We start from the raw sequence: 24,810 nt of genomic DNA, 5'->3' as shown, positions 1-24,810 counted from the left end.
AGTTGTGATTTATTTACTTCCTTATCTTGCAATCGCACTGCTGGTAGTGGCTGCAATCTTTGCACTGACCGCTCGAAAGTCACAGGTCTCAATCGCAACGAGATTATGTGAGGTAGCAGGTGTTTTGACGATTGGCGTTTCCTTGGCTTCACTTGTCGTGCTGATTTGGCAGGGTGCGGGCACAAGCCCAACTCTTGGCTATAGCGACTTTGGATTTTCTGCCCGGATCGATGCGCTGAGTGTCGTGATGATGTTACTCGTCTCAAGCGTTGGCTGGGTTGTTCTCAGATACTCCAGAACCTATCTGGCGGGTGAAGCCGGGCAAGCCCGTTTTATGGCCTGGATGTCATTGACGATCACTGCTGTGTTGTTCCTGGTGCAGGCCGGTAACCTGGTGCAGTTTGTTATTGCCTGGATTTGCACAAGTTTGTTTTTGCACAATCTCCTGCTTTTCTATCCAGAAAGATTTCAGGCCCGGCGCGCTGCTCGCAAGAAATATGTCACGGCAAGACTGGCCGACGGTGCTTTGCTGATCGTGGCGGTTCTTTTGGCAATCAGTTACGGAACGGGTGACATCGCCCAGATCCTCTTCCTGGCAAAAGGCGGGGATAGCTCTGTTGCGGTGATGTGGGCATGTGGCCTTCTGGCGGTCGCGGCCTTGCTGAAATCGGCCCAGTTCCCGACCCATGGTTGGTTGATCGAAGTTATGGAAACCCCCACGCCGGTCTCGGCTCTTTTACATGCAGGTCTCATTAATGCCGGAGGGTTTCTGTTGATCCGGTTTGCCGATGTGATGCTCCTGAGCCCGGGTGTTTTGGCGGTGCTCGTTATTGTGGGTGGCTTTACGGCTATTTATGGTAGCCTGGTGATGCTCACCCAGCCGGCTGTTAAAACCTCTCTGGCCTGGTCAACAATTGCCCAGATGGGTTTTATGATCTTTCAATGTGGCCTTGCCCTGTTCCCGCTGGCACTCCTGCATATCGTGGCGCATTCGCTCTACAAGGCACACGCCTTTCTGTCATCCGGAAGTGCCATTGAAAACGTGGCTGCTATCAAGCGCCCGGGACCGATCGCGCCGCCAAATGGATGGGCGGTCACGCGGGCATTTCTGGTGGCAATTGGTATTTATGTAGCGATCGGATTTGCCTTCGGCCTTGACGGCAAGTCGCCTCAATCCATCGCGCTTGGCGGGATCCTCATTTTTGGCGTTGCGTATCTGTTGGCACAAGGGTTTGCCGATACGGCACCTGCGGCGCTGATGCGTAAGATGGCAGTCTATGCCCTCGTCGCTTCAGTCAGTTATTTCGCTCTGCAAAGTGGCGCCCAGTATCTGATGGCGGATGTCTTGCCTCAGACACCGCCTCCAGGTCCGCTGGAATGGATGCTGATCGCCTTGTCCCTTCTGTCTTTTGGGGCCATCGCTTTCGCTCAGTCCCTGTTCCCGGTCTGGTCAAGCCATCCGGCAGCACGGGATGTCCGGGTTCACCTTTTCAACGGCCTCTATGCCAAGGCGGTGTTTGATCGAATACTAGGCAGTTGGTCTGCACAACGGCGCGTTACATCTAGCGGGGAGTACCCATACAATGACTGAGCAATTGACAATGAATAAAGCTGAATTGGATCTCTGTCTTGGCGCGGCGAATAAGGCAGCGCGGTCTATCCCGCCAGCCTGGCCGTTGTCTTCGACTGTTGCGGTCAATCCGTATCTGGGACAGGCGGATGAATCTCTCGCGATGACAGGTGCCCGTCTTGCACGGGTGTCTGGAAGCCGGGTGACAATGCCCCGGAAATGGTACCTGAAAAGACTTGAGAGTGGGAAAATCACGGATGCTGATCTTGAAGCGGCCCGCTTGGCGGCTCCTGCTGGTCAGCGGCCTGAAAGCCTTGAAGAGCTGAAAGGTCACCTGTCGGAACCTTCTGCTCCTCAGAAGGCTGTGCCAACAGTTGCAGATCTGGCGACCCCTTGTCTTGATATTCAGTGCCCTGATTTGGTCGCAGAACGCATCGGGTTTTGGGCCGCAGGATATTTTGATCAGGGGCAGGCTTTATGGGGTGCGCCGCGCGAAGGGGGTGCCTTCAAACAATGGCGGGCCTTTGCAACGCGGGATTTGACTCCGGGAATTATTGGCGTGAAAGGCTTTGCCCAGCATGTGGATCAGGCTCCTGAGACGGCCGCTGGTGCAATTGTCCGGGCGGTTCAGACCCTTGGATTGTCAGAAGAGGCACTTCCAACCTATTTCCATGCCCTTCTGATGTCCATGGGCGGCTGGGCGCAATATGCCCGTTATCAGCTATGGCAGGCAGAGCTTGCAGGCCAGTCAGACGAGGCGATCATTGATTTGCTGGCCATCCGGCTGCTGTGGGAAGAAGCCTTGTTCAAGCTCTGCGGTGACGCGATTAGGGAGGCATGGCAAAATGCGAAGGATGCCCATAGCGCCCCGCTGGAGCCAACAGCGGATCAGGTTCTGGATGTGATCTTGCAGGAAGCAGCGGAACGGGCGGAACAGCGGCGCTTGGGTGAGCTTTTGGCTAAGCCTGTTGCAAAGCCTGCTTCTGATCGGCCAGATCTGTTGGCTGCCTTTTGTATTGATGTGCGCTCCGAAGTTTTCCGGCGGGCGCTTGAAAGCATACATCCGGGGATCAGGACAATGGGCTTTGCAGGCTTTTTTGGCTTGCCAACATCCCATCACGGATTTGCCTCGGACGTCTCAGAGCACCGTCTGCCCGTCTTGCTCAATCCGGGATTGCACAGTCGTGCAGATGGCAAGCCGCAAGAAGACCAGCAATCCCGCTATGGCGCTCGGGCAAAACGGGCATGGGGTCGCTTTAAACTGGCAGCTGTCTCATCCTTCGCTTTTGTTGAAGCCGCGGGCCCCTTGTATTTCGCTAAACTAGGCCTTGATGCGCTTGGCCTGACCAAGTCCAGTGACAAGATAGATCCACGTCCTGTTTTCGATCCCCAGCCGGATCTGGAAACCCGCGTTGAAACTGCGCAAAAGGTTTTGCAGGCCATGTCCTTAACTCAGGATTTTGCGCCTATTGTTCTGTTGGTTGGACATGGTGCGAAAGTCGTTAATAACCCGCATGCCAGCGCCCTGCAGTGTGGTGCCTGTGGGGGCTATTCAGGTGAAGTGAACGCCCGGCTTCTGGCGGGTCTGCTCAATGATCCTGAGGTCAAAGCCGCCCTGGCAAGCAGGGGGATCCAGATCCCTGAGGACACACACTTTATTGCGGCCTTGCATAATACCACGACCGATGAAGTGACCTTGTTTGAGCAAGATCTTGAAGTTTCTAAATCCCTCAAAGGGCTTGAGTCTGTTAAAAGCTGGCTGAACAAAGCAACGAAGGTCACGGCAACAGAACGGGCGCTTCGGCTGCCACGGGCCAAGACGGCTAAGGATATTAAGCGGCGGAGCCAGGACTGGTCCGAAGTGCGTCCAGAATGGGCTTTGGCGGGTTGCAAGGCGTTTATTGCAAGTCCTCATGGCCGGGTTTCCGGTAAAAACCTGGAAGGTCGCGCCTTTTTGCATGAATATAACTGGCGGCAGGATAAGGATTTTTCTGTGCTGGAATTGATCATGACAGCACCTGTCGTTGTCGCAAGCTGGATCAGCCTGCAATATTATGGATCAAGTGTGTCACCCGAGGTCTTCGGCGGCGGCAACAAGCTTTTGCATAATGTCACAGGCGGCATTGGCGTGCTGGAGGGGAACGGCGGGACATTGCGGGCAGGGTTGCCCTGGCAGTCCGTTCATGATGGCGAAAAGCTCATGCATGATCCTTTGCGCCTCTCTGTCTGTATTGAAGCCCCGCGGGAAGCCATGACAGAGATTTTGAAACGGCATGAGGCTGTCCGTGCCCTGTTCGATAACAAGTGGCTTCACCTGTTCGCGCTGGACGAAAACGGCGTGATGGCCTGGCGGTATGACGGTGATCTGCAATGGCAGTCAGTGGATACGGATACCCTCGCTTTCGAGCGTCGCGTCGCCTAACCTGGCAAGGCAATAATCCAAAACCCAGCAGGAAACCAAAGATAAGGGCCGGTCCGCCGGCCCTTTTTCTTAGGTTTTAACGGCGAATAAATAATACAATTGAATGATTGTTGAGAAAATTCTTGAAATGCGGGTTTGGCCCTCCCATATGGGCTTTTCTGTGCAGAAAGGGCTTCCTCTGAGTTTACGTCTCTTTGGGTTTCCTGTGATCAGGGCGTCGGGCACAAGTGACCGACATGATAAGCGTCTGATCCAAATCTTCGACACGTGCAAAACCATTTTAAAAATTCAGTAAACTTGCCGGTGATGCATGCGTACCAATTTTGATACCGAGTAACCTGTTAGTACAGAAGTAACCGCATCACCGGTCTTTTTACCGGTTGCGTACATAAACACGCTCATTGGGGGATGAGACACCATGCAGAAATACACGCCGTAAAGCGGCTGACGGCTTGATCCAAATCAGAAAATCAAACCAACCCGATCAGCCAGCGAACCCAACATCTATCGACACCTCCCACCCGGCACGAAACCCGTGTTTGCGGGGGTTTTGGGATGGAAAATTGGAAAAAGGGAAGAAGCAGCTCTAAGAAAATTTACCCTATTAATGAGTGTTAAGTGTTCAATAATACTCTTAATGCGAAGGTTAGAGAATTGAATATTCGTTGGGTTGAGAGAGAATGGTATTTAAAAGCATTTGGCTCTTTTTATTGACGGCTTTGTCATTTGCGATAACGGCTTGTGACTGGGAAACTAGCTCGGGTGAGTTTGAAAACTATAAAATATTGGATTCAAAAGAAGTTGTTTTAAGAGCATTGAGGCTTCCGCCAGCAGTTGACCGTGTTAGAATTAAAAAAATTTCGCCACAGCGCGTTACGCCGAAAAACCTGGAAGATTTAAAAATTCTGCTGGATACTCCCGCTATCTCTGTCACCGGAGGCGCTTATTATCGGCATATAACTCTAAAGCAAGGAGTTGTAGTCCAGGTAATGACAAACTTTCACAATCCGGAAGTAATGGATGTAAAGGTTGGAGATCACCTGCAGGAAGTACGGGTTCAGGTTGAAGAATTTTTGAAAAGTGTCCCGAATTCTATAGCAGAGGCCGATTTCGTAAAATCAGACATAAGTCTTTCGAAGCTAAATGGTGAAGATATCAGACTTTTGATGGAAGCTGATCATTGGGTTTACTCTGTTCCAAGGACGTATTCTTATGTAGAGCTGTTTTTTGCAAATAATCGGTTAAGAAAGGCCACATATCACTGGACACCTTTCGAACTTCCATGAACCAGGTCTGAGGTAATGGCATTGCTGGACAGGTTTGGAAGAGAGTTCAGAAAGTTACAAGAGGTGTTAGCCCATTATAGATGCCTCAAGATAATTTGGATGAGTAATTGATTGATGAGTATTGAAAGTGAAATAGAAATCATTCTGTCTAGCGATTATCAATATGAACAACTGGTGGCTGAAATATATATCGCAGGCAAATATGTTGCTTTACTCAATCAGGACGCTGGTAGTGATCGCCTGAGAATTGAGTTTGCCAATCCTAAGTTAGATAGAAATCACGTTGTAAATTCTGTTTCTTTGGATTTGTTCATGGTAGCGGTTGAGAGAGCAAAAGTACGCCTGTTTGAGGATAAATAGCTTACAACCGTGAACTCAAAATGGTGACCCCGGCAGGACTCGAACCTGCTACCCCCAGATTAGGAATCTGATGCTCTATCCTGATGAGCTACGGGGCCACTGTCCGTAAGGGACTTTTGGAGATATATCACGCTGGCGGTGGTAATCAATCCTTTTGTCGGCTCCCTGTTTCGCGCTTTATGATGTCATAAGTAGAATGTGATTAAATATTAATCAATTAGGATTTGCTTAACCAAACTTTTACCTAAACTTGTCATCCTGATCCCTTATTCACCTTCAAAGGGGGGAAGTGTGTATGTATTTAGAGGGTAAGAAGTTTATGAGTGAAGATCAGGCTAACATTATTGCTCAGATCGCTCAGCGAACCGGTGGTCTTGGGGTGACGGCCGCTGAAATTGCAGGCCAGATTACAGAAGTGCATCAGCGCAGCGAAGCGCAGAGCGGCATGATCAGCCAGCTGATTTCAGAGGTGGAGCAAATGGTTTCCACCAATCACAATATCGGGCAGACAGTAGAAGGGACTCGTCAGTCGACAGCGGCTGTCGCGGGCGATGTCCAGACTTCGCAAAAGAGTATTCAGGATGCGGTTGAGGGTATTTATTCACTTGTCTCCGGTGTCCAGAACATGGAAACGCAGCTTGGCAGTTTAAGTGCGGCGCTTGAGAGCGTTGCCAAGGTTGCGGCTGGGATCGAAGGGATTGCTAGTCAGACAAACCTCCTTGCGCTGAATGCGACTATTGAGGCTGCCCGCGCTGGAGAAGCGGGCAAAGGATTTGCTGTTGTCGCCAACGAGGTCAAGAGCCTTGCAACGGAAACCCGCAAAGCGACCGAGGAAATTTCGGATACGGTTAAGGAACTGACCAGTCAGGTCAATGCCCTGAAGACGGAAAGTCATACCAACACAGAACGGGCGGAAACGGTTCAGCAGGGAACGACCAGTATTTCAGATATTTTTGAAAGCCTTCGAAGCAATCTCGACCAGATCAATACCAATGTGGGGGATATTGCGACGGTGGCAGATCAGAACCGGAGCCAGTGCGACACCGTCGCCCGGCAAATGTCGGAACTGATTTCAGGCAATGAGCAGACATCGCAAAATCTCGCAACTGCAGATAACCAGGCGCAGGAGCTTCTGAAAGTCAGCGAAATGCTGATCGAGGTGATCGCCAATAGTGGTCATCAAACAGAGGACAGTCCCTTTATTGATAAGGTCAAGGAAGTCTCTGCTGCTATCACCTCTGAGTTTGAGGCGGCGCTAGATGCTGGCCAAATCACGATGGATGATTTGTTCGACGAGAATTACATGCCAATCCCGGGTTCTGATCCCGAGCAGGTGATGACCCGCTTTACCGAGTTTACGGATCGGGTATTGCCGCCGTTACAGGAACCTGTTCTGGATTTCAGCCCGAACGTTGTTTTTTGTGCAGCGGTTGATCGGAACGCTTATTTGCCGACCCATAACAACAAATTCTCTCACCCTCAAAAACCGGGTCAGAGCGATTGGAACGCTGGTAACTGTCGTAATCGGCGGATCTTTGATGATCGGACAGGGATGGCGGCTGCCAAAAACACGAATCCCATCCTGCTGCAAACCTATCGGCGGGATATGGGGGGTGGCAATTTTGTCACGATGAAGGATCTTAGTGCGCCGATCATGGTCAAGGGTCGCCATTGGGGCGGGCTCCGGCTTGCTTATAAGCCCGCAGAAAACTAGGCTTTCTTTCATTTTTGTTGCATTTTTGCCATAGATTTTTATGTCAATTATCGTTTGTAACGGCGCGCACATATCTCCGTCACATTTTCTGATTAATTCGTGATCGTCGTTGTTGTCACGGGCTTTGGCCCATGGCGACAACACGCCTTTTTTTGAGTCTTTAGTTACTCACTGAAATCTTGGTTCACTCACGTATTTTTACCGTCAGGTAAATCGGAGACTAAAATGAAAAAACTGATTTTGGGTACAAGTGCACTTGTAGCCGCATCAACACTGGCAGCTGCCCCTACATCTGCCGCAGAAAAAATTAAGCTGGGCCTTAGCGGTTACCTGCAGACTTCTTTCGTTGTTGCAGATTACGACTCAGGTGATCAGCTTCCAACTGACATCCGTCACGAAGGTGAAGTTCACTTCACAGGTGAAACAACACTCGACAACGGTCTGACTTTCGGTGTTAACATCCAGCTGGAAGCACGTACAACTGGCGACCAGGTTGACGAAACTTACATGTATGTTGAAGGCTCTTTCGGCCGCATCAACATCGGTTCTGAAAACTCAGCTTCTTACCTGATGCATTATGCATCTCCATCACCAGTTCCTGCTTGGGGCCTGAACGATCCAAATGCTGAAGCTGCTGGTTTCACAACTCCTGCAACATCTGCAACAGAAGTTAGTGACGCAGACAAAATCACTTACTTCACACCACGCTTCTCCGGCTTCCAGCTCGGTGTATCTTTCACTCCAGACGGAGATGAAGAAACAGGCACAGGTGCATCACCTTACGCTGTTATCAAAGACGAAGGCGCTGAAGACGAAGCTTACTCAATCGGTGCTAACTACACAGGTAAATTCTCTGGTGTTGCTCTGAACGCATCACTGGGTTACGACCTGATCACACGCACAACTTCTGACGACACAGACGAAATCTCTGCTGGTTTCAACGTTGGTATTGCTGGCTTCACTTTCGGTGCGGGCTACAAATACACAGACAACGATGGTGGCACTGACGATCTGGAACGCCAAGACCTGAACCTGGGTGTTACATACGGCCAGGGTCCATGGGAAATCGGCGTACAGTACGCTTATGTTGAAGAAGACGATGCAGCTGACGGCGAACTGAACGCTGTTGTTGTTGGCGGTAACTACGTTCTCGGCCCAGGCATCACTGCATTCGGTGGTGTACAGTTCTTTGACGGTGACGGCTCTCTGGAAGGTTCTGAAGGCGAAGATGCAACAATCTTCTTCGTGGGTACAGCCCTCTCCTTCTAATGCCGATCTGGTATAGAAACAAAGAAAGGCAGGTCGCGAGACCTGCCTTTTTTATTTGGAAAATGAACTGCCAGCCATGGGCTGGGCAGGGGGTGAAGGAGCGATTACGCTCCTTCTTTTCCGACGATGGTCAATGAGCAGATATTCTGGTGCGGAAAGCCGCCCAGATTATGGGTCATGCCAAAGACCGGATCTTCTTTGCGCTGACGTTCACCAGCGCGGCCATACATTTGCAGATACATCTCATAAAGCATCCGGATACCTGACGCACCGATCGGATGGCCAAAACATTTCAGGCCCCCATCGATCTGGCAGGGGATCTTGCCGTCTGCATCATAAAAGCCATCCATGATATCATTTACCGCACGGCCTTCTTCCGAAATGAACAGATCTTCCATAGTCACGAGTTCAGTGATGGAAAAGCAGTCATGCACTTCAAACATGCTGATCTGGTCTCGTGGGCTGGTGATACCAGCTTCCTGATAGGCGCGTTTTGCAGCCGCCCGTGTTGTCACAAAGTGACTGCCATCCCAGGAGTTATGCTGGGCTTCCCGACCGTTTGAAGCCGCAAGCTGCATAGCCTTGAAGGTCACCAGATCTTTTTTGCCAAGGGATTTGGCTATCTCTGGGGAAGCGACGATGGCAACCGCGGCCCCGTCACTCACACCGCAACAGTCGAACAGACCTAGCGGTTCAGCGATCATTGGCGCGTTCATCACCTTGTCTTCATCAATTTTGTTGCGAAGATGGGCTTTCGGGTTTTTGGATCCGTTATCGTGACTTTTCACAGAAACATGAGCCATCGCCCGTTTCAGGTCCTTGTCACTGACTTTATGCTTGGCTGCATAAGCGGATGCCAGCTGAGCGAAAGAGCCAGGGGCAGAGGCATTGGCCCAGAACAGATCATTTACCGATCCGCGGCTGCGCTGGGGCAGGCCGCCATACCCAGTGTCTTTCAGTTTTTCAACGCCAACTGCCATGGCAATATCAGCAGCACCTGAGGCAACGGCATAAACCGCACCCCGAAGGGCTTCTGAGCCACTTGCGCAGTAGTTTTCAACACGAGTTACCGGAATGTTGGGAAGGCGAAGGGCCATGGAGAGCGGCACAGCGGATTTACCCACATGCTGTTCTTCAATGGCGGTGCCAAACCAGGCCGCATCGATCTGGCTTTTGTCAATGCCTGCATCCTCGATCGCCTCAACAAAGGCCTCAATGATCAGATCTTCCGCATCATCGTTCCAACGCTCGCCGAATTTGGAACATCCCATTCCCAAAATCGCGACTTTATCCTTGATACCTGAAGCCATGACTTATTCTCCTCCGGTTGCGTCCACGGGGACGGCTTTCCAAAAATAGCGGCGGAAACCGCGTTTATGATCAAAGTCTTTCACGCGGAAGACCATTTTGAGTTCCATTCCCACATGAAGATCATCATCCGGGAATATGTCGGTGAAATCGCTCATCAGACGGCCGCCGCCTTCAAACTGAATCATACCATAATAAGCTGGTGGATCGGGAGAGAAGGTGAGACGGTCAGCGGTGTAGGAGTTAAGGGTTGCCGTTTTTTCCGCAAACGGGTGGTCTTCCTGAGTGCCGATGGCGCCGCAGTTTTCATTGACGCACATATTGCTTTTCGGGAACTGGACCGTTCCGCATTTGCTACATTCGCCGCCCACCATGCGCTGCGCCATGTAGCGATTACGGTAATGGGTCGTGAGACCTGTGTTTTTATCCACTTCGGCCCGGATGCCAAGATCCATATCCAGACCCTGATGGAAGGCAAGGAAACGGTGATAATTGCAGGTTTTCCGGCCTGCAGCCAAGGAACCACCAACGCCAGCCCGTTTGGGGAGGGAGGTGATCGCATCGGTCGCTTCCAGAATAAGCGCATCGCACCCCTGACCGAAACTGGCGACCAGGATTTTGTCTCCGGGTGCTGCCGTTTCAAGGGCATGGGCCAACATGATCAGAGCATGAGCCGTTCCTGCTTCGCCGCAATTGGCTTGCAGATTATCGGCAACAGCGCCTTCTGAAATCCCTACTTTTTTGGCAAGGCCTGCGGCGACGTTTCGCGCGGCAACCGGAAAACAGAAAGCGGAAATGTCTTCTGCCTTCACACCCGCTTTTTCAAGGGCACCTTCGATCGCTTTTGGCACGATCTTCATGTAGCCCTCATCACGGATCCACCGTTCTTCCCAGGTATAGTCATACTGCGCTTCTTCGCCGCGGAAGTGATCCACGAAATCGACGGACTCTGTATGGCTGCCGAGAAGTTTGGCGATGACGTTGCCTGAGCCGACAAGGAAAGAAGCTGCGCCGTCACCAGTTGTGAGCTCGAGCGCGCTACCGGCTTTGGTGTTGCGGCGCTCTGCACCGGTTACCAGGATTGGCCCACTTGCCGCACCTGCGGCCTGCAGCGCCAAATTCAGAGCAGCTGTCCCTGCCCGCATGGAGGAGGCAAAGTCAAGGGTTTGAAGGCTGCTTGGCAGGTTCAGGGCATCAGCAACGATGCCGGCATTTTGCCGATCCATGAACGGAAAGGTGGTTGAGGCCATATAGACCGCGCTGATATTGGTGCGATCATCTTCACCGAGGCAGTCCCTGGCGGCTTCAACAGCCATAGTAACACTATCCTCATCCCAGTTGGCCATAGAGCGTTCTCCGCGAGCCAGGCCTTTCAATCCAGGATTGAACCAGGCATGTGCCTTGAAGATATCTTCTCTTTGCAGTCTGCTTTTGGGAATGTATCCGCCATAAGCTAGAATTCCGACTTCCACAATTGTCTCCTCTATCGGGTTCTTTGGTTATTGTGTGTCCCTGCCTTGCCGGACGAACTGGAAGAACGGTTCAGCCAAGCAAACGAACAGGAAGCGGGCAGGACCTGATGGATAAACAATTTTTCTTGCTTGTTCGCTTTATCCATTGATCCACAACTCGCTCATAAAGTATCTATCCCTCTATTAATACGCAAGCTAATTATCTAGAGAGATGGGTGTCGTATATAACTTTTTCACGAAACTTGCGATTGCCAGCGCAAGCATTATAGTTGCGGTGGCTTGAGAAAGGATAACGGGTATGGATTACAAGGATCACCGAGCAGGCTTTATAATTGCCGATATTGCGCGGTTTCGAGTGCGACTGTTTGATCGACTATTGGCACCGCATGGTCTGACCACGTCTCAAGCCTGGGTCCTTGCCCAACTGTTTGTTGAAGACAACCTGCCGCAGACTGAAATCGCAAGGCGGATGGATGTGGGAACGGTGACAGTTGGTGGTCTGATCGGCCGTTTAGAGGAAAGAGGATTCGTCGAACGTCACGTGGATAAAGAAGACCGCCGGGTCAAACGGGTGGTCCTGAAAGAAGAGGCCAAACCCATTGGCCGCATCATGACCGAATGTGGTCGTCAGGTAAATGAGATGACTTTTCAGGATATGTCCGAGGAAGACGCCCAAGCCTTCATGGATACTATGCTGACCATACGGCAAAATCTCCTGGAAGCGCTGGAAGGGGATCCTTACGCCCTCAAAAACGCGACAGATATCCTTCTGGAAAAAGAAAAAAGCTAGACCTTACTTTCGCCGTTGATCCATCTGGTGAAGCTTTTCACCTAGTTTGTGAAGATAATGGGCGAAGGAAATCCGGTCTTCTGTCGAGAAGCCTTCCAAGGCTTCTTCATAGAAGCTGTTGATCAGGGGAGTGATGTTCGCCCACATGCGCTGTCCTTCTTTGCTCATGCAGATAACCCGAATGCGCTGATCCACAGGCGAGGGTTTTCGATCGATCAGGCCGCGCTCCTCCATCCGGCTCAGGACGCCGGTGATGTTCTGTCGGCTCAGTCGCAAATATTCGCACAGTTCCGTCACGCTCATCCCATCACTGGCCACCTCCCGAGAGAGGGCGCCGAGGACTGACCATTGTTGCGTGGTGATCTGTTCCGTATCCAGTGCCTGCGCCCCAACTTTTTGCAGCGTATTGGCGGTCTGATACAGCCTAAAGAACAATCTATTGCTTAATTCATCGAACATAGGTCCCTATTTTAGGGAGTAATTTTAAAAAAACAATCAATATATTGACATACTTTCAAATCTGCGGAATCCTTTAGAAAAACATACTGGAGGAAAATTCATGCAGTTCCAGCTGGATGAGGACCAAAAAAATATCGTCGCAGCTGCTCGGCAGTTTGCGACTGAAAAACTGGCGCCTGGGTATCAGGAGCGGGATCAAAGCGGTCAATTTTCAAAGGACTTGTGTCAGGAGATGGGACAGCTTGGCCTGATCGCACCCGAGCAGTCAGAGGAATATGGCGGTAGCGGGGTCACCTACCTGACAAGTGGACTGATCATGGAGGCGATTGCTGCCGCTGATTTCAATATGGCCTATGTGCAGCTGCTGGGCTCTTTGAATTCCCAAATCCTCACCCGCTACGCGGACAAGGAAATTGCCAAGATCTGGACCCCCAAGATCTGTGAAGGTAAGGTCGTTCTGGGAGTTGCCCTGACCGAGCCGGGCGGTGGATCAGATGCTGCCAATCTGCAACTGAAGGCCAAGAAAGTCGATGGTGGTTATGAGCTGAGCGGCGAGAAGGCCTCTATTTCCATGTCAGATCAGGCGGACATTATGATTGTCTTCGCCCGTACTGGTGAAAAGGATGCCCGCGCCAAAGGTGTGAGTGCGTTTCTGGTGGAGATGAACTCAGCCGGGATCACAACGGGACGGTATGATGATCTGGGCCAGCGTTGCATCGGGCGGGGATCTATCTTCTTTGATCAGGTATTTGTGCCCGAGCAAAACCGCCTTGGCGATGAGAACCGGGCCTTTTCACAAGTGATGGAAGGCTTTGATTTCAGCCGGGCGCTGATCGGTCTTCAGTGTCTGGCGGTTGCCGAAGCATCCTTGAAGGAAAGCTGGAAATATGTGCAGGAGCGGGTCGCGTTCGGTAAGCCGATTGCGGAAAATCAGGGGGTTGTCTTTCCGCTCGCCGAAGCGGAAACCCAGCTCGAGGCTGCAAAGCTGCTCTGTTACAAGGCGCTTTGGCTGAAGGATAATGGCCTGCCCCACACAAGCGAGGCCGCCATGTGCAAATGGTGGCCGCCGAAACTGGCGTTTGAAATTGTCCATCAGTGCCTGCTGACCCATGGACATGGCGGATATGGTCGTGACTACCCGTTTGAACAGCGGCTTCGGGATGTGCTCGGTCTGCAGATCGGCGATGGCACAGCCCAGATAATGAAAATGATAATTGCGAGACAGAAGTTGGGAGAAAACCAATGAGAGGACTTGAAGGTAAAAAAGTGATCGTCACCGGCGGCGGCGGTGGACTTGGGACCGCTATTTGTAAACGGCTGAGTGAGGCGGGGTGTACTGTCGGTGTGTTTGACCTGAACGGCGATGCGGCCCAGAAAACAGCTGACCAGCTATCAAGCGCTGGTGCTTATGCAGTCGATATTTCGGACTTTGATGCGGTCAAGAAAGGTGTCGCGGAATTTGAAGAGACCTTTGGCCCGACAGATGTGCTGGTGAATAACGCTGGCTGGGACAAGGTTGGTAATTTCCTTGATACAGACAAGGCGCTTTGGGAGAAAATCGTCGGGATCAATCTTTGGGGTCCCTTGCATATGACCCATGCGGTCGCGAGCGGTATGTCCGAGCGGGGCACGGGCAAGATCATCACCATTGCTTCGGACGCAGCGCGGGTTGGCTCCAGCGGGGAAGGGGTTTACTCCGCCTGTAAGGGGGGCATGGTTGCCTTTTCCAAGACACTGGCGCGCGAACTGGCCCGCAAGAATATCAATGTGAATGTAATCTGTCCGGGACCTAGCGATACAGCGATCCTCAATGACTTTGTTGGTGAGGGTGAAATGGGCCAGAAGATTTATGAAGGCCTGAAACGGGCAATCCCGTTTAAACGCTTGGGTCAGCCAGAGGATTTTGGCGGCATTGTTGCCTTTTTGGCGAGTGAGGAATCTAATTACATTACCGGGCAGGTCATCAGCGTCTCCGGTGGCCTGACAATGGCCGGATAAGAAGAAGGATAAAACCCATGTCATACGAAGATATTTTATACGAAGAGAAAAACGGCGCCGCCTGGATCACCATTAACCGGGAAGACAAATACAACGCCTTTCGTGGTCAGACGGTTGAGGAAATGATCGATGCCATGAACAAGGCCGCCTGGAATAAGGAAATCGGGGTGATTGTTCTGGCCGGTGCGGGTGAAAAAGCCTTCTGCACAGGGGGCGATCAGTCTGCCCATGATGGCCAGTATGATGGCCGCGGGATCATTGGCCTGCCGATCGATGAGCTGCAAAGCCTGATCCGCGATGTGCCAAAGCCGGTGATCGCCCGCGTGCAAGGGTTTGCCATTGGTGGCGGCAATGTGCTGGCGACCCTGTGTGATTTCACAATCGCATCTGAAAAAGCGCAGTTTGGTCAGGTGGGTCCGAAAGTGGGATCTGTCGATCCTGGATTTGGAACGGCATATCTGGCGCGGATTGTCGGCGAGAAAAAAGCGCGGGAGATGTGGTATCTCTGCCGTCGCTACAGTGCTGCAGAAGCCGAAAAAATGGGCCTTGTAAACACAGTTGTTCCGCATGAGGAGCTGGATGCCGAGGTGGAGCGCTGGTGCGCAGAGATTATGGACAAAAGCCCAACCGCTATCTCCATCGCCAAGAAATCCTTTAACCTGGACAGTGAAAATATTCGGGCGATTTCGGCTATGGGAATGCAGGCGCTCAGCCTCTATTACGATACTGATGAATCCCGTGAAGGTGTTCAGGCGTTCAATGAAAAACGCAAACCTGATTTTCGCAAGCATGTGAAGTGATCGATACAGGCTTTACCGAATAAACATAATCAGTGTTATGATGAGCCGGACCAGTCAAGGTCCGGTTTTTTTTTACGCCGGATCCTGAACCTCAAAGATAACAACAAAAACCAAGGACAAACTCATGGCACTTTCCAAACAGAATAAAGCCGTCGATGGCCCGCTTTCGGGCTTACTGGTTGTGGATACCAGTCAGGGGATTGCGGGACCCTATTGTGCATCGCTGCTGGCCCAGTATGGCGCGCGGGTAATCAAGGTGGATCCGCCTCATGGGGACTGGGGCCGGAATGTAGGGCGGAAATACGGAACCTCATCGGTTTATTCTGTGGCCTTCAACCGGGGAAAAGAAGGCCTGATGCTAGATCTGAAAAAACCGGATGATATGGATGTGCTGTATCAGATGGTGGGAGAGGCCGACATCTTTCTGGAAAGCTCCCGCCCCGGGGTGGCTGATAAAATTGGCATTGGGTTTGAGAAGCTGAAAAGCCTCAAATCCGATCTGATTTATCTGTCCGTTAGTGGGTTTGGCCAGAAAGGCGCCTATTCAAAACGCCCATGTACGGATAGCGCTGCCCAAGCCTATAGCGGGTTTATGGCAGGGAATGTGGGCGTTGATGGCATAGCCCACAAATTTGATATTCCGATCATCGATATTCTGACCGGCCTTTATGCCTTTCAGTCAGTGAGCATGGCACTCTTTAACCGGAACCGTACAACTGAAGCGCAATTTTTGGACAATTCACTGGTTCTGTCCGCGCTGGAAGTGCAGAAGGCCAGAATGATTGATCAGCAGTTGCACGGTGTTGCAGCGGCCAAGCTGAACGTGCCCTCCGGGAACTATTGGGCCAAGGATGGTGAATTGATGATTGCACTGGCCACCGAAGATCATTACATCGAAATGGCAAAGGTTTTGGCCGTTCCCGATTTGATCGAGGATCCCCGGTTTGAAGATTTTGGAGCCCGGGCGGAGAATGATGCCGCTGTTCGGGAGCTGGTTCAGGGCCGGATCGAAATGGAAACGGTTGCCTATTGGGTGGAAAAGCTGGGAGCTGCGGGCCTGATCTGTAACAAGGTCAATAGCTTGCAAGAGGCCATGGCAGATCCTGTGATGATGGAAAGCGGCTTGCTTCGCTCCGTCACGCAGCATGCGATGGGGACCTTGAAGCTGCCGGCCTTGCCACTGACCGGTGGCGCTGAATTGGATGCCCCGGACCTTGGGGAACAGAGTGCAGCAATCCGGGCGGAGCTGCAGAGTTAGTTTGAAAGTGAGTTTGTCGTGCAAGAGCAGGATCAGGATCGGGATCAGGAACAGCCAATATTTAATGTACCGCCGCTGACAAAATATCTGGTGGCGGTGCTGATCGGGATCCATATCCTGCTGCAGGTGACGGATCGGGATACCATTGTCTGGATCTATGAAACCTTCGCCTTTGATATGACCCGGCTGGTCATGCTGCTGGACGGTGAGGGGGGCAACTGGGGGCACCTGATCTTTACCCTGGCAAGCCATATGTTCCTGCATCACGACTTTATGCACCTGTTGATCAATGCGTTCATGTTGATGGCGTTCGGCTCGATGGTTGAGCGGTATTATGGCGTGAGCACCTTTATTTCTATCTTCTTGCTCACCGGCTGGATGGGAGCGATTTCAGAGTTTGTCGTCTCCGCAGAGAGTGGTGGGATCCTTTATGGGGCGTCCGGGGCCGTGTTTGGCATGATGGGGGCAACCTTGAGGCTACTGCTGCCAAAGTTTGGGATGCAGAAGATTATCGGTTTTGCAGCCGTGATGATGGGCCTCAACCTGATTATCGGGCTGACACCGCTTGCTGGATTGCTCACCGATGGGGAAGCAAGTATCTCCTGGGCTGCGCATTTGGGTGGGTTCGTGACCGGGATACTCCTCTCCCTCATTTTCCGTCCACTTTATATGGTCCGGCGCTGATCACGAGACTGTCATGAGCATGTGAAGGGCATTTCCCTTATATTAAGGGAAACGAGCAGTTAGTTGACTCGCCGGAGGATGTCTTATGAACAAAGTGCCACAGTTGATTGTTATCTGCGCTGCGATTTTTATGTTTGGTGCGACGAGTTTTGTACTGGCTGGGGAGATGTCTGGCCCTTATCGCACAAACTTCATTGGTAAGGCGGCCGAGGGGTATGACGTCGTCTCCTATTTCGAGGAGGGCAAGGCGGTTGAGGGGGATAGCGATTTCACCCACGAATGGAAAGGGGTTAAATGGTATTTTTCGACGGCAGCCCACAAAGATAAATTTGCTGCGGCCCCTGAAAAATTCGCGCCGCAATATGGCGGCTACTGCGCCTATGCCGTCTCCAAAGGCTACACTGCCAGCGTTGATCCAGAAGCCTGGACGATTGTCGACGGTAAGCTGTATCTGAATTATTCCAAAGGGGTGAAAGATACCTGGGACAAGGACCGGGCTGGATATATCAAGTCGGCTGACGAGAATTGGCCCAAGGTTCGAAAGGACCTGTAAACGCAACCGATTGCCCATAAAAAAACACCTGAGCAAGACAGGGAGCCCAGGTGTTTTTAGGGTGAGATTTCGAAAGGGTGAAGAAGCCGAAACCTCACTCTGGGGATTTTAAAATGTTACCGTTTCCAGATCGGCAAAGCCTCATCCGCAGCGGGTTGATAGGTCACTGTCATTTCATCAAATGCGGCGAGGACAGACGGAATATCCTGATCATCGCGAAGTTCAAATGAGTTGAAACCACAGCGCTGCATGTAAAAGACCTGATCCTGCAGGACATCACCGGTTGCCCGGATTTCCCCTTTATAGCCAAGCCGTTCCCGAAGCAGGCGCGCCTGAGTGAAGGCCCGGCCATCCGCCATTTTTGGAAATTGCAGGACAATCAGATCCAGCCGGTCCAGGTCATCCTTCAGGGCAAACACATCGTCTGTGTTCTCCAGAATAAGGCCGACACGGCTGTTGCGTTTTAAAAACGCGTCCCGATGGGTTTGCCATTCTTCGAAGGGGATATAGATATCCCCGCTTGGCAGGTTGTCCACGTCCTCAAGGCCCGTATAGGGAACCCAGCTATCTTCTGCGGGTTTGCGATCCTTGATGTAGTTACCCATAAAGTTTCTCCTTGAACGGCTCCTGGCCGATCCGCCGATAAGTGGTCAGGAAGCCTTCTTCCTCGTCTTCGCGTTGGTCCAGATACACATCAAGAACGGTTGCCACCGCATCCACAATTTCATCCGCGGTAAAGGCCGGTCCGATGATTTTGCCGATAGAGGCATCATCCCGCGCACTACCGCCCAGGGTGAGCTGGTAAACCTCAACCCCTTTTTTGTTCACACCGAGGATACCGATATTAGCCACATGGTGATGACCGCAGGCGTTGATGCAGCCGGAAATGTTTAGGCTGATATCGCCAAGATCATTGATGTAATCGTAGCTGTCGAACCGCTCTGTCAGGGCCTGGGCAATCGGGATTGACCGCGCAGTTGCCAGCGAGCAGTAATCCATGCCGGGGCAGGAAATCAGGTCGGTCAGGTGATTATAGTTTGGTGTCGCCAGATCCAGAGCTTTCAGCTCCTGCCAAAGCTCATAAAGATCCTTTAGCTTCACGTCGGAAAGAACAAGGTTCTGCCGATGGGTTGAGCGGATCGCGCTTAGGGAATATTTGTCTGCAAGATCTGCAATGGCATCCATCTGGTCCGCCGTCACGTCACCAGCAGGCTGGTTCCGGCTTTTGAGGGACAGATAAACAACGCGGTAGCCATCTTTTTTGTGCAGCTCCACATTTTTCTCTGCCCATTTGGCAAACTCTGCATTGGCCAGCAGATGCGCATCAAAGTCTTCATCAAAGTCACTCAAGGTCTCGTAATCAGGATCCTTGAAGTGAGCCTGAATGGCTTCTATATCCGCATCGGTCAGCGCGAGACCTGTTTTCTTGATCTCATTCCATTCGGCTTCCACCAGTTCGCGGAATTTCTCTTCGCCGGTTTCATGAACCAGGATCTTGATCCGTGCCTTATAGAGGTTATCGCGACGACCCAGCTGGTTATAAACCCGCAGGATTGCTTCCAGATAGGTCAGCATGTCGTGAGTTGGTAGGAATTTACGGATCAGCTTGCCGATCATTGGTGTTCGGCCAAGACCGCCGCCCACGTAAACTTCAAGACCCAACTCACCGGCGTCGTTTTTAACAAGGCGCAGGCCAATGTCATGCACCGCAACAGCCGCCCGGTCATTGATAGCACCGCTAACGGCGATTTTGAATTTCCGCGGCAGGAAGTTGAACTCCGGATGGAATGTGGACCATTGACGGATCAGCTCGCAATAAGGGCGAGGGTCCGCAATCTCGTCCCTGGCAACACCGGCCAGTGGATCGGAAGTTGTATTCCGGATACAGTTGCCACTGGTCTGGATGGCGTGCATTTCCACTTTCGCCAAATCGTCGAGGATCTGCGGGACATCTTCCAGTTTTGGCCAGTTATACTGAATATTCTGGCGGGTACTGAAATGACCGTAGCCACGGTCATATTTACGGGCAATGTGGGCGAGGGTCCGCATCTGTTCAGAAGACATCAGGCCGTATGGTACGGCAACGCGCAGCATATAGGCATGGATCTGAAGATAAAGGCCATTGCGAAGACGCTGTTGTTTGAACTCATCTTCGCTGAGATCGCCATTTAGACGGCGTTGAACCTGGTCACGGAATTGGGCAACCCGCTCCTGCAGGAGCTGGTGATCCGCCTGGGAATATTGATACATGTTTTCTAGCTCGGTAACGTTCGGTGTTTATCTTGATCTTACGCTGCGACGCGGCTTCCAGATGAGGTGGGAGCTGATTTAGCAGATTGTGGCAGTCGAATGGTTGGGCCGTATGCACGGATCCGCTCCCGGTTTTCGACGGGCTCCAGTCCTGTTTCGGTACGCGAAACCTCCACCGCATAAGGGGCAATGATGATATTGTCCCGTTCGGACTTTTCTGCTGCTTCCTTCAAAGCGTCAAGGCCGTCATCTTCAACAGCTGTTGCCTTGTTCAGATCGGTCGTCCAGCTAATGCCTTCGTCATCGAGACAGAGAAAGGCAACCAGACCTTCTTTGAGTAAAGATCCTGAATAAACCTGCAATGCCATCGATTTTCTCCTTCCAAAGCAAAACAAAGATCGAATTAACTCCGATATAACGGAGTATATAGAGAATTATTTTATTTACGCAACAAAAATGTATAATAAATTTAAATCACACAAATAATATGTGATTAATTAAGGGGCGTTGATGATGCCCGGGACATCAGGTGAATACCACACTCAGTTTTGTCCTGACCGGCCCAGCGACCACTACGGGCATCCTCACCCTCTGCTGTTCTGACGGTGCAGGGCATGCAGCCGATGGATTTGAAGCCCTCTGCCACAAGCGGATGCGGGGGCAGGTTCTTGGACAGGAAGACATTTTTCACATCTGAATCCCGCCAATGAGCAAGGGGATTGATCTTGATGAAATTATCAGCTGCCTCAATCACATCCAGGCTTTGTCGATGGGCGTTCTGAAAGCGTTTCCGACCTGTAATCCAACCCTGAAAACCGGCAGCTTCTAATGTGTCCATTGCCTGCTGAAGGGGCAGAACCTTGCGGATTTCGCAGCATTTATCGGAATCGCGAGTAAACAGCATGTCATCTGGATCCAGGTTCTCCAGATCTCCGCTGTCAGGGCGAATGATCCGCACATCCTCAAGTCCCAGAAGTTCCGTAATTTGACGTTGATAGCGCAATGTTTCACCGAACAGGCGCCGGGTATCCAGAAAGATAACCGGGATGGATGGATCGACGCTCGCCACCAGATCCAGAAGGACAACCGCTTCTGCGCCGAAAGAGGATGTCATCATCATCTTGCCGCCCATTTCACTGTGAATAAGGGCGTCCAGCAGAGCTGCGCCATCCAGATGGCCGTAGGCGCCACGAAGGTGGGCCGCCAGGGCTTCGGTCGACTTATGTGATTGAGTGGTAGACATGAATTTCTTCTTTCGTAACTCTGATGTTTGGAAATTTATGTGGAATCGAAATAATATCAAGATAAAAATGTAGAAACTATAAACAACATATTATATATGTGAAATATATTTGCCAATCCGATTTGTTTGGGCGTAAACTAGCGCCTGAGGGGTGAATATTGATCTTGGGGGCGGGGAAATGATGCTGCGGATCGGACTGTTGTGTATCTTTTTGGTGTCATCATTTTCGCCAAAGGCAGCAGAAATCCTCGATTTTTCCGCTATGGTCAGAGGATATGTCCCGCTTAAAGATGGGCAACGGCTTCTTCTTGAAGACCTTATTCTTTTCCCCGAGTTACTCCGCCCAGAAGACTGGAATGACGCCCAGTTTACGGTATCTCCCTACAAAACAGGTTTGTATCCAGCATCACAGGACCGATACGGAAATTCAATTGTCCGTCTGGAACTTGTAAAATACGGATGGCTGCAGCGACATCTGATTCAGTCTGGTGCGGCCATATTAAGTGGCTACCGCCCTTACGAGCCAGAAGCCTATGACCAGCTGAAAGCCGCGGAGGCTGACGCGCGGAACTCTAGACGCGGCGTATGGGGACGGAAGGAGGGGCTGATATTACAGGCTGCGGCGATTGAAGGGGTGCAGGTTAATCACGCATTCCACATTGTCGAAGGCAAGGTTATCAGTGCTAAAGTGACGACAAAGGGGACATTCCTAAACTTCGGAACCGACTGGAAAAGGGACTTCTCAGTCCTAATTTCGCCCAAAAACAGGGGTAAATTTCGAAAATCGGGGTGGAAAGAAACAGAGTTAGTGAATAAATGGATAAGGGTACGAGGGCAGCTCAGGTCTTATAACGGACCCTTTATGGAAATTCAATTTCCGGAGCAGCTGGAAATCCTGGAAGAGAATCAGAAAGCGGCGGGAAAGAGTTGAACGAGATGAAGATGCGCATGAAGAAATCCGCGATGTCTATAAAGTCCCTGATCGGGGGGCTTGGTATCGGCCTTGCCTTGGTTCTGCAGCCCGTCACCGGTTCAGCCCGGGATGGAGACCAGATTGCAGATCTGTTTGATATTTTTGAGCCCTCTGACGAGCAGGCGATTGGCAAACAGCAACATGGCAGGATCCTTCAGCAATATGGCGGTGAGTATAAGAAAGAGGGGCTGAACGAATATGTCCTGGATATCGTGCTCCGCATCGTCGCGGTCACCGAAAAGCGGAATGAGCCCTGGAATGTGACTGTGTTGAACAGCCCGATGGTGAACGCCTTTGCCCTGCCGGGCGGGTACGTATATGTCACGCGTGGCTTGCTGGCCATGGCGAATAATGAGGCGGAGGTCGCCGGTGTGCTGGCCCATGAAGTTGGCCATGTGATTGCCCGCCATGGGGTGGAGCGTCAATCCCGGGCCACCGGGATGGGGCTGCTGGGTGCCATCGCCGGGATCCTGACCCAAAGTGCAGACGTAGCCCGGCTGGGGCAAACTGTTGGTGGTTTGTTTCTTGCGGATTATAGCCGGGATCAGGAATATGAGGCCGACAGCCTTGGGGTGAAATATTTGGGGCTTGCCGGATATCCGCGCGAGGCCATGGCGGATTTTCTCCTCCGTCTGGAAGCTCATTCCAAATATTCAGCAAAGCTTGCAGGCAAGGAAGGATCCTCAGGTCAGTATGACTTTTTTGCGACCCATCCGCAAACCGAGGACCGGGTTGACCGGGCAAGAGCTCTGGCGAAGCAGCAGGCGGATGAACTTCAGCGGAGTTATGGGACCAAGCGATATCTGGAAAATATCGATCAGATGCTGTTTGGAGATGACATTCGTGAGGGTGTGATCCGGGGGCGTGATTTCCTCCACCCAGATTTGCGCTTAACCTTTAAGGCGCCAAAAGGCTTTCAGCTGATCAATTCCACGCGCGCCGTTTTCGCCAAAGATAGAAGCGGTAATCAGATGATCTTTGATATGGATCCGCGGGGTCTGCAGGGGCTAAGCCCTGGGCAGTATATGTCCCGCATGTGGCTTTCCAAGGTCAAGCATGCCCCGCCGCAAAGCATTTTGGTTGGCGGCGCGCAAGGTGCACGCACCCATTTTATTGTGAGCAATAACAACCGGAAAACTTATATCACGGCAGTTGTGGTTAATTTCGGCTATGAGAAAGTCGCGCGATTTATCTATAAATCCCGAACCCGGACACAGGAGCTTGAGGATCGCTATGCAGAGAGCTATTTCAGCTTTCGGCCCCTCGGCTATGAAGAAGCCTCGAAGATCAAGCCAGTGGGTCTGGAAATTCGGACCGCGCGATCAGGAGAGGATCTTGAGGATTTGATGGATGGAATGGTGGAAGCTAAATATCCAGAAGATCTGTTCCTGCTGCTTAATCCAGCCTTTAAAAACCGCGAGATCAAATCAGGGCAGAAATATAAGCTGCCCGTGATTATGGATAATGCAGATTAAAGGGTTAGTTAGCTTGAAGAGGTGATCAGGTCGTCAATCTCACCATCAAGGGTGATGCAGGCGGCCGTCAGCGGACCTTCGAAGCCACATCCGCTATCGAGCGAAATCGTGTGGTCCGTTTCCATGACCCCTTCATGTTCCCGGTCAAAGCCACGAACGACCCGCTTGAAGCCTGAATAGGGTTCCCCGATCTTGTCAAAGTAACCGCTGCCCCACCAGAAGGTGTCCGTTTGCTCTGTGACAGGGCGGCTCGGATCAATGCCGGCATGGACAAATAGCAGTTCGCCTTTTTCCGTATAGGCTGCCCGGCGGAGAGAAATCAGGATATCGTTATGGCCTGGGTAGCTCTGGATCGTGTCGCGGACCCGGCTGGTCCAGCGGGTTGTCGCCAGAATGCCCTCGCGAAGATATCCACGCGCCTCTGCTTCGCTGGAGCCGTAAGCGTTGAGGGTTTCCTCAAGGCCGTGGTCAATCATCCAGTTAAAAACGCCACAAGGGTCACTGGCCAGCTGAATTTGTAGAAGCTTACGAAGCATCTCTTCCTGGGCGCCCCTGAGGTAGACGATGTCTTCGGGGATCATGCCCGGCATACATAGCCGGTCGATCCGAAAGCGGAGGAGTTCATCCATAACGCCCTTGATGTCGCTGCCATGTCCAAGATAGTTGCCCAAATAGACAAGGCGGTCGCCATTTTGCCAGCGCTTTGCCAGAAGATCATGCAGCTCGATGAGCTTTTCAGCCTCTCCATGAATGCAGGATACGGCCCAAACCCGTTGGGCGGTGGAGAGACATCCAAATTTTTCACTATGTGCGTTCGGTTTCATCGAAACCCACAATGAATCGTCTGATTCGGTTTATCAAGCCCTATATTTCAAATTTACGAAAATTTAACCAAAAAAAAGCCCGGCTGAGGGGCCGGGCTTTCA

Annotated in this window: 23 protein-coding genes and 1 tRNA gene; 15 read left to right on the top strand and 9 right to left on the bottom strand. The window is 51.6% G+C overall.

Features of this window, described 5'->3' with window-relative positions:
- Window positions 1–4 precede the first annotated feature (4 nt).
- The 4 genes from HH301_RS00250 (at window position 5) to HH301_RS00235 (ending at window position 5,638) form a co-directional block, all read left to right on the top strand.
- Window positions 5–1,591: a proton-conducting transporter transmembrane domain-containing protein gene (locus HH301_RS00250; RefSeq protein ID WP_169566031.1), complete on the top strand. Its 1,587-nt coding sequence runs from the start codon at window positions 5–7 to the stop codon at window positions 1,589–1,591.
- Window positions 1,584–3,992: a YbcC family protein gene (locus HH301_RS00245; RefSeq protein ID WP_169566030.1), complete on the top strand. Its 2,409-nt coding sequence runs from the start codon at window positions 1,584–1,586 to the stop codon at window positions 3,990–3,992. The genes HH301_RS00250 and HH301_RS00245 overlap by 8 nt, the downstream gene beginning before the upstream one ends.
- Window positions 3,993–4,672: 680 nt before the next feature.
- On the top strand, window positions 4,673–5,278 hold the full coding sequence (locus HH301_RS00240) for a hypothetical protein (RefSeq protein WP_169566029.1): 606 nt from the start codon (window positions 4,673–4,675) through the stop codon (window positions 5,276–5,278).
- 114 nt (window positions 5,279–5,392) lie between these two features.
- On the top strand, window positions 5,393–5,638 hold the full coding sequence (locus HH301_RS00235) for a hypothetical protein (RefSeq protein WP_169566028.1): 246 nt from the start codon (window positions 5,393–5,395) through the stop codon (window positions 5,636–5,638).
- 21 nt (window positions 5,639–5,659) lie between these two features.
- Here the strand turns inward: HH301_RS00235 and HH301_RS00230 are convergent.
- Window positions 5,660–5,736, bottom strand: a tRNA-Arg gene (locus tag HH301_RS00230).
- A gap of 221 nt (window positions 5,737–5,957) precedes the next feature.
- Between HH301_RS00230 and HH301_RS00225 the strand changes: the two genes are divergently transcribed.
- The gene (locus tag HH301_RS00225) at window positions 5,958–7,352 is read left to right on the top strand and encodes a methyl-accepting chemotaxis protein (protein WP_169566027.1); all 1,395 of its coding nucleotides are present in this window, start codon (window positions 5,958–5,960) and stop codon (window positions 7,350–7,352) included.
- Window positions 7,353–7,577: 225 nt separating this feature from the next.
- Window positions 7,578–8,621: a porin gene (locus HH301_RS00220; RefSeq protein WP_169566026.1), complete on the top strand. Its 1,044-nt coding sequence runs from the start codon at window positions 7,578–7,580 to the stop codon at window positions 8,619–8,621.
- Between the two features lie 104 nt (window positions 8,622–8,725).
- On the opposite strand, the gene HH301_RS00215 is transcribed toward HH301_RS00220, so the two are convergent.
- Window positions 8,726–9,931, bottom strand: coding sequence for an acetyl-CoA acetyltransferase (locus HH301_RS00215; protein ID WP_169566025.1), 1,206 nt, complete (start codon window positions 9,929–9,931; stop codon window positions 8,726–8,728).
- Window positions 9,932–9,934: 3 nt separating this feature from the next.
- Window positions 9,935–11,401 (bottom strand): 3-oxoacyl-[acyl-carrier-protein] synthase III C-terminal domain-containing protein, encoded by a 1,467-nt coding sequence (locus HH301_RS17820; protein ID WP_169566024.1) that lies wholly within the window; start codon window positions 11,399–11,401, stop codon window positions 9,935–9,937.
- Window positions 11,402–11,699: 298 nt separating this feature from the next.
- Between HH301_RS17820 and HH301_RS00205 the strand changes: the two genes are divergently transcribed.
- Window positions 11,700–12,191, top strand: a complete 492-nt coding sequence (locus tag HH301_RS00205) for a MarR family winged helix-turn-helix transcriptional regulator (protein WP_169566023.1) — start codon at window positions 11,700–11,702, stop codon at window positions 12,189–12,191.
- A 3-nt stretch (window positions 12,192–12,194) separates the two neighbouring features.
- On the opposite strand, the gene HH301_RS00200 is transcribed toward HH301_RS00205, so the two are convergent.
- Window positions 12,195–12,650 carry a MarR family winged helix-turn-helix transcriptional regulator gene (locus tag HH301_RS00200; protein WP_169566022.1) on the bottom strand — a complete coding sequence of 152 codons (456 nt, stop codon included), beginning with the start codon at window positions 12,648–12,650 and terminating at the stop codon, window positions 12,195–12,197.
- Window positions 12,651–12,750: 100 nt separating this feature from the next.
- Here HH301_RS00200 and HH301_RS00195 point away from each other — a divergent pair, with 100 nt between their 5' ends.
- From HH301_RS00195 to HH301_RS00170, 6 genes are all read left to right on the top strand, one after another.
- Window positions 12,751–13,896: an acyl-CoA dehydrogenase family protein gene (locus tag HH301_RS00195; RefSeq protein ID WP_169566021.1), complete on the top strand. Its 1,146-nt coding sequence runs from the start codon at window positions 12,751–12,753 to the stop codon at window positions 13,894–13,896.
- On the top strand, window positions 13,893–14,648 hold the full coding sequence (locus tag HH301_RS00190; RefSeq protein ID WP_169566020.1) for a glucose 1-dehydrogenase: 756 nt from the start codon (window positions 13,893–13,895) through the stop codon (window positions 14,646–14,648). Before HH301_RS00195 ends, HH301_RS00190 begins: the two co-directional genes overlap by 4 nt.
- A 17-nt stretch (window positions 14,649–14,665) precedes the next feature.
- Complete coding sequence (gene badI / locus HH301_RS00185; protein WP_169566019.1) at window positions 14,666–15,448, top strand: 2-ketocyclohexanecarboxyl-CoA hydrolase; 783 nt, start codon at window positions 14,666–14,668, stop codon at window positions 15,446–15,448.
- Window positions 15,449–15,572: 124 nt separating this feature from the next.
- Window positions 15,573–16,706 (top strand): CaiB/BaiF CoA transferase family protein, encoded by a 1,134-nt coding sequence (locus HH301_RS00180; protein ID WP_169566018.1) that lies wholly within the window; start codon window positions 15,573–15,575, stop codon window positions 16,704–16,706.
- Window positions 16,707–16,724: 18 nt separating this feature from the next.
- Window positions 16,725–17,390, top strand: coding sequence for a rhomboid family intramembrane serine protease (locus tag HH301_RS17515; protein ID WP_169566017.1), 666 nt, complete (start codon window positions 16,725–16,727; stop codon window positions 17,388–17,390).
- 85 nt (window positions 17,391–17,475) lie between these two features.
- Window positions 17,476–17,943, top strand: a complete 468-nt coding sequence (locus HH301_RS00170; protein ID WP_169566016.1) for a YHS domain-containing (seleno)protein — start codon at window positions 17,476–17,478, stop codon at window positions 17,941–17,943.
- A gap of 116 nt (window positions 17,944–18,059) precedes the next feature.
- Here the strand turns inward: HH301_RS00170 and HH301_RS00165 are convergent, their stop codons facing one another.
- From HH301_RS00165 to HH301_RS00150, 4 genes are all read right to left on the bottom strand, one after another.
- Window positions 18,060–18,548 carry a DUF934 domain-containing protein gene (locus tag HH301_RS00165; protein ID WP_169566015.1) on the bottom strand — a complete coding sequence of 163 codons (489 nt, stop codon included), beginning with the start codon at window positions 18,546–18,548 and terminating at the stop codon, window positions 18,060–18,062.
- Window positions 18,541–20,193 carry a nitrite/sulfite reductase gene (locus tag HH301_RS00160; protein ID WP_169566014.1) on the bottom strand — a complete coding sequence of 551 codons (1,653 nt, stop codon included), beginning with the start codon at window positions 20,191–20,193 and terminating at the stop codon, window positions 18,541–18,543. Before HH301_RS00160 ends, HH301_RS00165 begins: the two co-directional genes overlap by 8 nt.
- A 38-nt stretch (window positions 20,194–20,231) precedes the next feature.
- Window positions 20,232–20,561, bottom strand: coding sequence for a DUF2849 domain-containing protein (locus HH301_RS00155; RefSeq protein WP_169566013.1), 330 nt, complete (start codon window positions 20,559–20,561; stop codon window positions 20,232–20,234).
- Window positions 20,562–20,686: 125 nt separating this feature from the next.
- Entirely contained in the window at window positions 20,687–21,436 is a 750-nt protein-coding gene (locus HH301_RS00150) for a phosphoadenylyl-sulfate reductase (RefSeq protein ID WP_169566012.1), read from the bottom strand.
- A gap of 178 nt (window positions 21,437–21,614) precedes the next feature.
- Here HH301_RS00150 and HH301_RS00145 point away from each other — a divergent pair, with 178 nt between their 5' ends.
- Complete coding sequence (locus HH301_RS00145) at window positions 21,615–22,367, top strand: thermonuclease family protein (RefSeq protein WP_169566011.1); 753 nt, start codon at window positions 21,615–21,617, stop codon at window positions 22,365–22,367.
- 32 nt (window positions 22,368–22,399) lie between these two features.
- Complete coding sequence (locus tag HH301_RS00140) at window positions 22,400–23,884, top strand: M48 family metalloprotease (RefSeq protein ID WP_169566010.1); 1,485 nt, start codon at window positions 22,400–22,402, stop codon at window positions 23,882–23,884.
- An 8-nt stretch (window positions 23,885–23,892) separates the two neighbouring features.
- On the opposite strand, the gene HH301_RS00135 is transcribed toward HH301_RS00140, so the two are convergent.
- Complete coding sequence (locus tag HH301_RS00135) at window positions 23,893–24,708, bottom strand: hypothetical protein (RefSeq protein ID WP_169566009.1); 816 nt, start codon at window positions 24,706–24,708, stop codon at window positions 23,893–23,895.
- Between the last annotated feature and the right edge of the window lie 102 nt (window positions 24,709–24,810).

This window comes from Sneathiella limimaris, assembly GCF_012932565.1.
Classification (GTDB): Bacteria; Pseudomonadota; Alphaproteobacteria; order Sneathiellales; family Sneathiellaceae; genus Sneathiella; species Sneathiella limimaris.
The sequence above is the reverse complement of the archived record's forward strand: the minus strand, read 5'-3'. Positions and strand labels throughout refer to the sequence as shown.

Bases quoted from the DNA above. Each gene is read 5' to 3' on its own strand.
- HH301_RS00245 (WP_169566030.1), top strand. From the start codon at position 1,584: ATGACTGAGCAATTGACAATGAATAAAGCTGAATTGGATCTCTGTCTT.
- HH301_RS00240 (WP_169566029.1), top strand. From the start codon at position 4,673: ATGGTATTTAAAAGCATTTGGCTCTTTTTATTGACGGCTTTGTCATTT.
- HH301_RS00235 (WP_169566028.1), top strand. From the start codon at position 5,393: ATGAGTATTGAAAGTGAAATAGAAATCATTCTGTCTAGCGATTATCAA.
- HH301_RS00225 (WP_169566027.1), top strand. From the start codon at position 5,958: ATGAGTGAAGATCAGGCTAACATTATTGCTCAGATCGCTCAGCGAACC.
- HH301_RS00220 (WP_169566026.1), top strand. From the start codon at position 7,578: ATGAAAAAACTGATTTTGGGTACAAGTGCACTTGTAGCCGCATCAACA.
- HH301_RS00215 (WP_169566025.1), bottom strand. From the start codon at position 9,931: ATGGCTTCAGGTATCAAGGATAAAGTCGCGATTTTGGGAATGGGATGT.
- HH301_RS00205 (WP_169566023.1), top strand. From the start codon at position 11,700: ATGGATTACAAGGATCACCGAGCAGGCTTTATAATTGCCGATATTGCG.
- HH301_RS00200 (WP_169566022.1), bottom strand. From the start codon at position 12,650: ATGTTCGATGAATTAAGCAATAGATTGTTCTTTAGGCTGTATCAGACC.
- HH301_RS00195 (WP_169566021.1), top strand. From the start codon at position 12,751: ATGCAGTTCCAGCTGGATGAGGACCAAAAAAATATCGTCGCAGCTGCT.
- HH301_RS00190 (WP_169566020.1), top strand. From the start codon at position 13,893: ATGAGAGGACTTGAAGGTAAAAAAGTGATCGTCACCGGCGGCGGCGGT.
- badI (WP_169566019.1), top strand. From the start codon at position 14,666: ATGTCATACGAAGATATTTTATACGAAGAGAAAAACGGCGCCGCCTGG.
- HH301_RS00180 (WP_169566018.1), top strand. From the start codon at position 15,573: ATGGCACTTTCCAAACAGAATAAAGCCGTCGATGGCCCGCTTTCGGGC.
- HH301_RS00170 (WP_169566016.1), top strand. From the start codon at position 17,476: ATGAACAAAGTGCCACAGTTGATTGTTATCTGCGCTGCGATTTTTATG.
- HH301_RS00165 (WP_169566015.1), bottom strand. From the start codon at position 18,548: ATGGGTAACTACATCAAGGATCGCAAACCCGCAGAAGATAGCTGGGTT.
- HH301_RS00160 (WP_169566014.1), bottom strand. From the start codon at position 20,193: ATGTATCAATATTCCCAGGCGGATCACCAGCTCCTGCAGGAGCGGGTT.
- HH301_RS00155 (WP_169566013.1), bottom strand. From the start codon at position 20,561: ATGGCATTGCAGGTTTATTCAGGATCTTTACTCAAAGAAGGTCTGGTT.
- HH301_RS00150 (WP_169566012.1), bottom strand. From the start codon at position 21,436: ATGTCTACCACTCAATCACATAAGTCGACCGAAGCCCTGGCGGCCCAC.
- HH301_RS00145 (WP_169566011.1), top strand. From the start codon at position 21,615: ATGATGCTGCGGATCGGACTGTTGTGTATCTTTTTGGTGTCATCATTT.
- HH301_RS00140 (WP_169566010.1), top strand. From the start codon at position 22,400: ATGTCTATAAAGTCCCTGATCGGGGGGCTTGGTATCGGCCTTGCCTTG.
- HH301_RS00135 (WP_169566009.1), bottom strand. From the start codon at position 24,708: ATGAAACCGAACGCACATAGTGAAAAATTTGGATGTCTCTCCACCGCC.